The 8,577-nt window shown below is 53.0% G+C and carries 5 protein-coding genes; 3 read left to right on the top strand and 2 right to left on the bottom strand.

What is annotated here, in order from left to right:
- Positions 1–387 precede the first annotated feature (387 nt).
- Positions 388–2,733 (top strand): phosphoribosylformylglycinamidine synthase subunit PurL, encoded by a 2,346-nt coding sequence (gene purL, locus AC2215_RS19460; RefSeq protein ID WP_486811666.1) that lies wholly within the window; start codon positions 388–390, stop codon positions 2,731–2,733.
- A 762-nt stretch (positions 2,734–3,495) separates the two neighbouring features.
- Here purL and AC2215_RS19455 read toward each other — a convergent pair.
- The gene (locus AC2215_RS19455; protein ID WP_486811665.1) at positions 3,496–4,260 is read right to left on the bottom strand and encodes a hypothetical protein; all 765 of its coding nucleotides are present in this window, start codon (positions 4,258–4,260) and stop codon (positions 3,496–3,498) included.
- 867 nt (positions 4,261–5,127) lie between these two features.
- Here AC2215_RS19455 and purF point away from each other — a divergent pair.
- A complete protein-coding gene (gene purF / locus AC2215_RS19450) occupies positions 5,128–6,594 on the top strand; it encodes an amidophosphoribosyltransferase (RefSeq protein ID WP_486811664.1) in 1,467 nt (488 codons plus the stop codon).
- A gap of 214 nt (positions 6,595–6,808) precedes the next feature.
- Here purF and AC2215_RS19445 read toward each other — a convergent pair whose 3' ends face one another.
- Positions 6,809–8,014 carry a phosphoglycerate kinase gene (locus tag AC2215_RS19445; protein ID WP_486811663.1) on the bottom strand — a complete coding sequence of 402 codons (1,206 nt, stop codon included), beginning with the start codon at positions 8,012–8,014 and terminating at the stop codon, positions 6,809–6,811.
- A gap of 143 nt (positions 8,015–8,157) precedes the next feature.
- On the opposite strand from AC2215_RS19445, the gene AC2215_RS19440 reads away from it, so the two are divergent.
- The gene (locus AC2215_RS19440) at positions 8,158–8,562 is read left to right on the top strand and encodes a universal stress protein (protein WP_486811662.1); all 405 of its coding nucleotides are present in this window, start codon (positions 8,158–8,160) and stop codon (positions 8,560–8,562) included.
- The last annotated feature ends 15 nt before the right edge of the window (positions 8,563–8,577 follow it).

Raw genomic sequence — 8,577 nt, 5'->3', positions numbered from 1 at the left:
GTCTCGAGTTTCGATGGAAGACCTCACTATTGCGGTACGGAGTTAGTCCTCTCTCGAATCTCGATGGGAGACTTTACTATTGCGCTACAGAGTTAGTCCTCTCTCGAATCTCGATGGGAGACCTCACTATTGCGGTACGGAGTTAGTCCTCTCTCGAATCTCGATGGGAGACCTCACTATTGCGGTACGGAGTTAGTCCTCTCTCGAATCTCGATGGAAGACCTCACTATTGCGCTACAGAGTTAGTCCTCTCTCGAATCTTGATGGGAACCTCACTATTGCGCTACGGAGTTAGTCCGGTCTCGAGTCTCTATCCCCTTACGAACGAATCGATCCAAAATCCCGATACAATGACTGTGCTATCCGTTTGCGCTTCCTCGAACACCTATGACTGCATCTCCCTTTTCCCCCGAAGAAATCGCCTCAGAAGGCATCAAACCCGAAGAATACGAAGAAATCGTCCGCCGTTTGGGAAGACACCCTAACAAAGCCGAACTGGGGATGTTCGGGGTCATGTGGTCGGAACATTGCTGCTACAAGAACTCTCGCCCCCTGCTGTCACAGTTTCCTACCACGGGCGATCGCATCCTCGTCGGGCCGGGAGAAAATGCCGGCGTCGTGGATTTCGGCGATGGCATCCGGCTAGCCTTTAAAATCGAGTCCCACAACCACCCCTCAGCGATCGAACCATTTCAGGGGGCTGCCACGGGAGTCGGGGGCATTCTCCGGGATATCTTCACGATGGGGGCCCGTCCCCTGGCCGTGCTCAACTCCCTGCGTTTCGGTTCCCTCGAGGATGCCCGGACGCGCCGCATCTTCACCGGAGTCATTGAAGGCATCGCCCACTACGGCAACTGTTTCGGTGTTCCCACGGTGGGTGGAGAAGTGTATTTCGACCCGGCTTATAGCGGCAATCCCCTGGTGAACGTGATGGCGATCGGGTTGATGGAAACGGAGGACATCGTCAAAGCGGGGGCTTCTGGCATCGGAAATCCAGTGCTGTACGTGGGTTCCACTACCGGACGAGATGGCATGGGGGGCGCGAGTTTTGCTAGTGCCGAGTTAAGCGACGAATCCATGGACGATCGCCCTGCGGTACAAGTAGGCGACCCCTTCCTAGAAAAATGCCTGGTGGAAGCTTGCCTGGAAGCCTTTAAAACCGGGGCGGTGGTGGCAGCCCAGGATATGGGGGCGGCGGGGATTACTTGTTCGACTTCGGAAATGGCGGCTAGTGGCGGCGTGGGGGTGGAGTTCGATCTCGATCGAGTGCCGGTGCGCGAATCCGGAATGGTTCCCTACGAATACCTGCTGTCGGAATCCCAGGAACGGATGCTGTTCGTCGCCGAAAAGGGACGGGAAGAGGAGTTAATCGAAATTTTCCATCGCTGGGGATTGCAGGCAGTGGTGGCGGGAACGGTGATCGAAGACCCGATCGTCCGCATCTTATTCAAGGGAGAAGTGGCGGCGGAAGTGCCTTCGACGGCATTAGCAGACAATACCCCCATCTACAAACGGGAACTGCTGGAGGAATTGCCGGAGTACGTCAAGAAGGCGCGGAAGTGGACGATTGACGATTTGCCTCCCTGCACCCGATCGGGCATTCAAATCGGCGGACATTTGCAACATTGGGAAGATATCCTCCTCACCATGCTCGATACCCCAACCATCGCCTCGAAACGTTGGATTTATCGCCAGTACGACCACCAAGTGCAGAATAATACCGTGTTGCTGCCGGGAGGGGCGGATGCGGCGGTGATGCGGTTGCGCCCGATCGAATCCGATAAGGATAAGTATCAAACGACGAACCATAAAGGGGTGGCGGCAACGGTGGATTGCAACCCCCGCTACGTCTATCTCGACCCCTACGAAGGGGCAAAAGCGGTAGTAGCCGAGGCGGCGCGGAACCTCAGTTGCGTGGGGGCCGAACCCGTCGCTGTCACCGATAACCTCAACTTCGGTTCCCCGGAAAAACCGATCGGCTACTGGCAGCTATCTGAAGCTTGTCGGGGACTCGCGGAAGCCTGCGAAGCCTTGAAAACACCGGTGACGGGGGGTAACGTTTCCCTCTATAACGAAACCCTCGACTCCGACGGCAATCCCACCCCCATTTACCCCACGCCGGTGGTGGGAATGGTGGGTATTATCGAGGATTTGACGAAAATTTGCCCCCAAGGCTGGCAGTCACCGAAGGATATTATTTACATCCTCGGAGTCACCCCAGCCGAGTCTCAACCGGTTTTGGGGGGGTCGGAATACTTGGCATCCGTTCACGGCATCGTCGCCGGACAGCCCCCAGCGGTGGATTTCGAGTTGGAACGGCGGGTGCAGGAAGCTTGTCGGTACGGAATTGGCCGGGGTTGGGTAAAATCCGCCCACGACTGCGCGGAAGGGGGACTCGCCGTTGCCCTAGCGGAGGCTTGTATCTGCGGCAAGCTGGGGATTGAGGTCACCATTCCTAACGAAGACGATCTCATCGAGCGTTGGGATGAGGTTCTCTTTGGCGAATGTGGGGCACGAATTTTGGTGTCGGTGTCTCCGGAGTTTCAATTGGAATGGGAGACGTATCTGGGGGGACAACTCGGCGATCGATGGTACGAAATGGGTCAAGTGGGGAAGAAGAGCGAGAGTTTGTCGATTTTGACGATGGATGGCAATCCTTTAATTGAGATTTCCCAGGAACGGATGAGCGATTGCTGGTATGGGGCGATCGAGAAGCGGTTAAACAATGAATAACGCCATGAGTAAGCAGTATCCAAAACCTGACCGCACGGGGGAATGGGGAATGGGGGATTTTTCGACTCGCTCACTTTGGCAATCAAAAGTTGCACACCGCGTCAATTAACAATTAACAATGCCCAGTATATAAGGCTTGCATGGGTTAAAAGCTGGTCATTTATTTCGATTTTCGATCGCCCTTGAATTACAGAGTGGGTGGTGGAATTTCAATTTTGCCGATCGTTACCGCTACTGTGCTTAACCCGAATTCACGTACCACCTGGTAGACACAATGCACCAGGCCTTAACCACGCGCGCACAACGCACTAGTGCAACGCGGCAGAAATAGAAAGAAATTTAATTGAAGAAACAGGTATTTTCCATTCCCCATTCCCCGTTCCCCGTTCCCCGTTCCCCATTCCCCATTCCCCATTCCCCATTAATTAGCACTCAGGCAATGTAGCGATTGGCTTTGATGAAGGGTTGGGTGACGTCCGCAATTTCGGGTTGCGAAATCGCACTCGAGGGAGATTTATAGGCAAAGGGTAAGCTAATTTGTCCGACGGGAACGGGTTTTTGGCTTTTTTTGGGTTGGCTTAAACCTGATGGTGCCAGGTGCTACCGGTTCACGATAGAGTTGTTGGGAAATAGGTTAGGTAGGGGTTAGGTAGGTAACAGGAGGTTAGGTAGTAGGTAGGTGTGGTGGGTTAGGTAGGGGTTAGGTAGGTAACAGGAGGTTAGGTAGAAAAAGTGGCTCCCTGAAAAAACCGCCCCAAAGCCTTAACTTCCTCTATATAACCTCATTTTTTGTAGGGCATAAAATCGCACTTTGTTCATACACTCCTCCTCTTCCTCACTCAACTCTAACTCTTCTTTGTTCCATTTGTAGAAATCTCCCAGTTTTTGGTCCCACCCGGAAAGCCTTATATATGAATCCCACGAATCCACAGGAAGCATACAACATAAAATTAGAGCTTCCAAACAACCATTAAACCTCTCTTCTTCTACTTCCTTTTCCAAACGAAAGGGATCATCACGCCCATTAACTTCCAAATACTCACTAAACGCATAATCAGCATCCCATATAGCATCCTTGAGTTTATCCAAGTTGTTTTTAATTAACCGAATCGTTGCATCAGAGAGTTTATCCAAGTTGAGTTGAGGATGCTCCTCGTAGCCGCCCGAGCAGGGGAAGTTGAGGTTATCCTCGTTTTTATTGCGTTGCGAGTTGGAATCGCGGATCGCGTCTCTCAGCAACTTCAGACACTCTTCCACTTTTTTTCTTTTCGTTCGTTTCTCTTGCCGTTTCTCTTGCCACTCTTTCTCTCTCTCTTTCCGCGCTCTTTCTTCCCGCGCACTCAAGATCGCGGGCTCCAGAAGGCGAGCGAGAGGCGCGAGCGCGAGCGCACGCTCTTCAGCCGGCAGCTCTTCCAGTTCCGCTACCCAACTCTCCAAGTTTCGTTTCCAAGTTTCCTGTTCCGCTCCTGCAGGTTCCGCTACCTGCCCCATGAAGCTACTTATCATAGGTGGTAGATTTTCATCCATGGTAGGCAACTACCTCGTATCGTTATTGTCTCCTCTCATCCTACTCTCTCTCCAATGAGCTACGCTTGAGGGTTTTCACTGAGTTTCCTGGACTTGTGAGGGCGATCTCGCTTGTTTGCCGAACCTTGCCCGGTGTCCCTCATCTTACGGAGGGGAAAGACGTCCGTAAGAGTCACTCCTCGCTCTCTCCGTGCACCTGCTCGGCAGTTGGTTGCGGCAGCAGTTGTGTGTTTGCCCCCCCTCCTACAGTGCCCGGGAATGGGCGACTCCATCACTCCACCACGGGTTCGAGCCATGTGGGCAACGCTCAACCCATCGTCGTGGAAACCCGCCTCGGTTCTCTTGAAGGGGACAAGGGGACAAGGGGACAGGGGAGATGAATTTTCCCAACATCCTACACCCCACACCCCATACCCAACACTCCTAAACCCTTGACCAATTGCACATAAGCACTCGCCGCCTCACTAATGCCCTACACACAACCCCGAACGAGGTATTCAACCGAACTCGATCTAACCCCTGGAGGACATTCACTTCAGAGGGCTGTTACCGTGGATGTATAGCAACTGCCAGGGCGGTTAGGACAATTTCTTTCAATTCTGGTGGTGAGGTCTTCCCCCGAAGCCCCCGAAGCCCTCATACGAGTGTGACCTAACCTAGATTGTACGCGGCAGTGGTAGGAGAGATGATGCTATTGTCTTGGCGCAAAAATCTTATCCCTGACACGATCGCCCAAAAAAAGTTCGGTTAAAGGAGAAATTAAGAAATAATTAAATTAAGATACTGTCTCTTTGCGATCGTGCTTTACAAAAAGATACAGTATCAGAGTTATTTCCTTTTGCCCCTAACAGTCGGAATTCTAAACCTATGATGCCCAACTCGACCTCTACCCTTGACCTGTCAGCGCGATTGGATAAACCAGAAGAAGCTTGCGGTGTATTTGGCGTCTACGCACCGGAAGAAGACGTTGCCAAACTGACCTATTTCGGATTGTACGCCCTTCAGCATCGAGGCCAAGAATCTGCGGGAATTGCCACGTTTGAGGGCAACAAACTTCACATCTACAAAAATATGGGATTGGTGTCCCAAGTCTTTAACGAGTCGATTCTGTCGCAATTGCCTGGAGAATCGGCGATCGGTCATACTCGTTACTCCACCACCGGTTCTAGCCACGTGGGCAACGCTCAGCCCATCGTCGTGGAAACCCGCCTCGGTCCTTTAGCTTTAGCACATAACGGTAATATTGTCAATGCCAACCCGCTGCGAGAAGAGTTGAAACGACGCAACTGTCAGTTTACCACCACCAGCGATACGGAAGTCATTACCCAAGCGATCGCCAGCGAAGTCGATCGCGGTCAAGACTGGTTAGAGGCGATTTCGAGTGCCCTGACTCTGTGTCGGGGGGCATTTAGTTTGACCATTGCCACTCCCATTGGCATCATGGGGGTACGCGATCCCAACGGCATTCGTCCCCTCACCATTGGTGTCCTCGAAGGCAATCCCCGACGCTACGTCCTGGCATCGGAAACCTGCGGACTCGACATCATCGGTGCGGAGTACGTGCGGGACGTCGAACCGGGAGAGTTGGTGTTTCTCTCCCAGGCGGGTTTGTCTTCCATCCATTGTGCGATGAAACCGCAACCCAAACTCTGCGTCTTCGAGATGATTTACTTCTCCCGTCCCGATAGCGTGGTGAACCACGAAACCCTATATAGCTATCGGATGCGCATCGGACAAGTTCTCGCCAAAGAATCTCCTGCAGATGTGGATATGATTATCGGGGTTCCCGACTCGGGGATTCCGGCGGCGATCGGTTTTTCTCGGGCTTCGGGCATTCCCTATGGGGAAGGGTTAATCAAAAACCGTTATGTGGGGCGGACTTTCATCCAACCCAGCCAACATATGCGGGAGGTGGGTATTCGAATGAAACTCAACCCCCTCAAAGATGTTCTCGACGGCAAGCGGGTTCTGATCGTCGATGATTCGATCGTCCGGGGAACCACCAGCCGCAAAATCGTCAAAGCCCTGCGGGATGCCGGGGCAACGGAAGTGCACATGCGCATTTCCTCGCCGCCGGTGACTCATCCCTGCTTCTACGGCATCGACACCGACAGTCAAGACCAACTAATTGCCGCCACCAAATCCGTTGCCGAAATCGAGCAGCAAATCGGGGTGGATTCCTTAGCTTACCTGAGTCATCAAGGAATGCTCGAAGCCACCGGCGAACATCCCGAGCATTTCTGTTCGGCGTGCTTTACCGGCGACTATCCCATTCCCGTTCCCGATGCGATGAAGCGATCGAAGCTGATGCTCGAAACGGCTACTACGAATTAGGAATTAGGAATTAGGAATTCGGAAAAGGGAACGGGGAATGGGGAATGGGGAATGGGGAATGGGGAATGGACAATGGACAATTGACAATTGACAATGGGTCAGTTGCGACGCTATAACCTCTCTCCCTTGTCCCCTTGTCCCCTTGTCCCCTTGTCCCCTTGTCCCCGAAGCCCCTTGTCCCCTTGTCCCCTTGTCCCCGAAGCCCTAAAAAACCCTACGCATCATCCAGGGCGGCAATTCCGGGGAGGGTTTTGCCTTCGAGCAATTCCAAGCTGGCACCGCCTCCGGTGGAGATGTGGCTCATTTTCTCGGCAACACCGACTTTTTCCACCGCTGCCACGGAGTCGCCACCGCCGATGATGGTGGTAGTTCCTTGAGCGGTCAGTTCGGCAAGGCTATTGGCGATCGCTTCGGTGCCAACCGCGAATTTATCGAATTCAAACACGCCCATGGGTCCGTTCCAGAGGACGGATTTGCAATCAGACAAGGCGGCTTGGAAAGTTTTCACGGAATCGGGACCGATATCCAAGCCCATCCAACCGTCGGGAATCTCGTCGATACTCACGGTTTGAGAGTTGGCATCGGGGGCGAAGTTATCGGCAACCACCACATCGGTCGGTAGCAGCAATTCAACGCCTTTCTCCTTGGCTTTGGCTTCGAGAGATTTAGCCAATTCGAGCTTATCTTCTTCCACCAAAGACTTGCCGACGCTCTTGCCCTGAGCCTTGTAGAAGGTGAAAATCATCCCGCCGCCGATGAACAGTTTGTCGACTTTTTCAAGCAGGGTATCGATGACGCCAATTTTGCTGGAAACTTTCGATCCGCCGATAATCGCCGCCAGGGGCTTCTGGGGATTTTCGATCGCATTTTGCAGGAATTCGAGTTCCTTCTCGATCAGGTAACCGGCAACGCAGGTATCGATGTATTCGGTGACCCCAGCGGTAGAAGCGTGGGCGCGGTGGGCGGTTCCGAAGGCATCGTTAACGTAAACATCCGCGAGCGAAGCCAGTTTTTGAGCAAAGCCCGACTCGTTTTTCTCTTCTTCGGCGTAGAAGCGCACGTTCTCGAGTAACAGCACGTCGCCTTTCATCATCTTAGCGACGGCGGCTTCGGCCATTTCACCCACGCAATCGTCGCATTTAATTACGGATTTACCCAGCAACTCCGACAGGCGCTTGGCAACTGGAGTCAGACGCATCTCCTCTTTCACCTGACCCTTGGGACGACCGAAATGGCTCGAGAGAATCACCTTAGCGCCCTTACCGATGAGGTCTTGGATCGTTGGCAGTGCCGCCCGAATGCGGGTATCGTCGGTAATTTTGCCCGAGTCATCAAGGGGAACGTTAAAATCTGCGCGCACCAGCACTCGCTTGCCAGATAGATCGGATTCGGATAAATTTGCTAAAGTCTTCTTAGACACTGAAATCAACCTCCTAAAAGTCTGTAATTTTCAACAATTTTTACGATTTAAAGCGATTTTGAACAATGCGCTAATCGGGCGGCTAAGATGGTTCTTCGCACCGTCCACAATTCTACCGGAGTCCGTGCATCGGAGTGACGATCGTGTTCAAAACAATCGTATTTGCCATTGATGGCAGCCGAGAATCTCGCGAAGCTGCCGAAACTGTTGCCAAACTTGTAAAAACCTGTAAGAGTCGACTCGTACTCGTATCCGTCGTCGAACCCCCGAAGCCGGAGGAAAAACCCGATCGCATGAATTCACCTGAAGCGATCGCCGAACTCCTCAAAGGCGCTCGAGAACTCTTCGCCGCCCAAGAGATCGACTCCGAAGCGATCGAACGAGAAGGAATGCCCTCGTTCACCATCTGCGATGTCGCCGACGAAGTGGAAGCCGACCTCATTGTTATGGGAACCCGAGGCTTGACCCTGACCGAAGAAGGGGCCGCAGAAAGTGTCACCAACCGCGTTATCAGTCTTTCCCCTTGTCCGGTTTTGGTGATTCCCTAGGTTTGAGGCAGAGGG

The organism is Zarconia sp. (assembly GCF_057467645.1).
The sequence above is the reverse complement of the archived record's forward strand: the minus strand, read 5'-3'. Positions and strand labels throughout refer to the sequence as shown.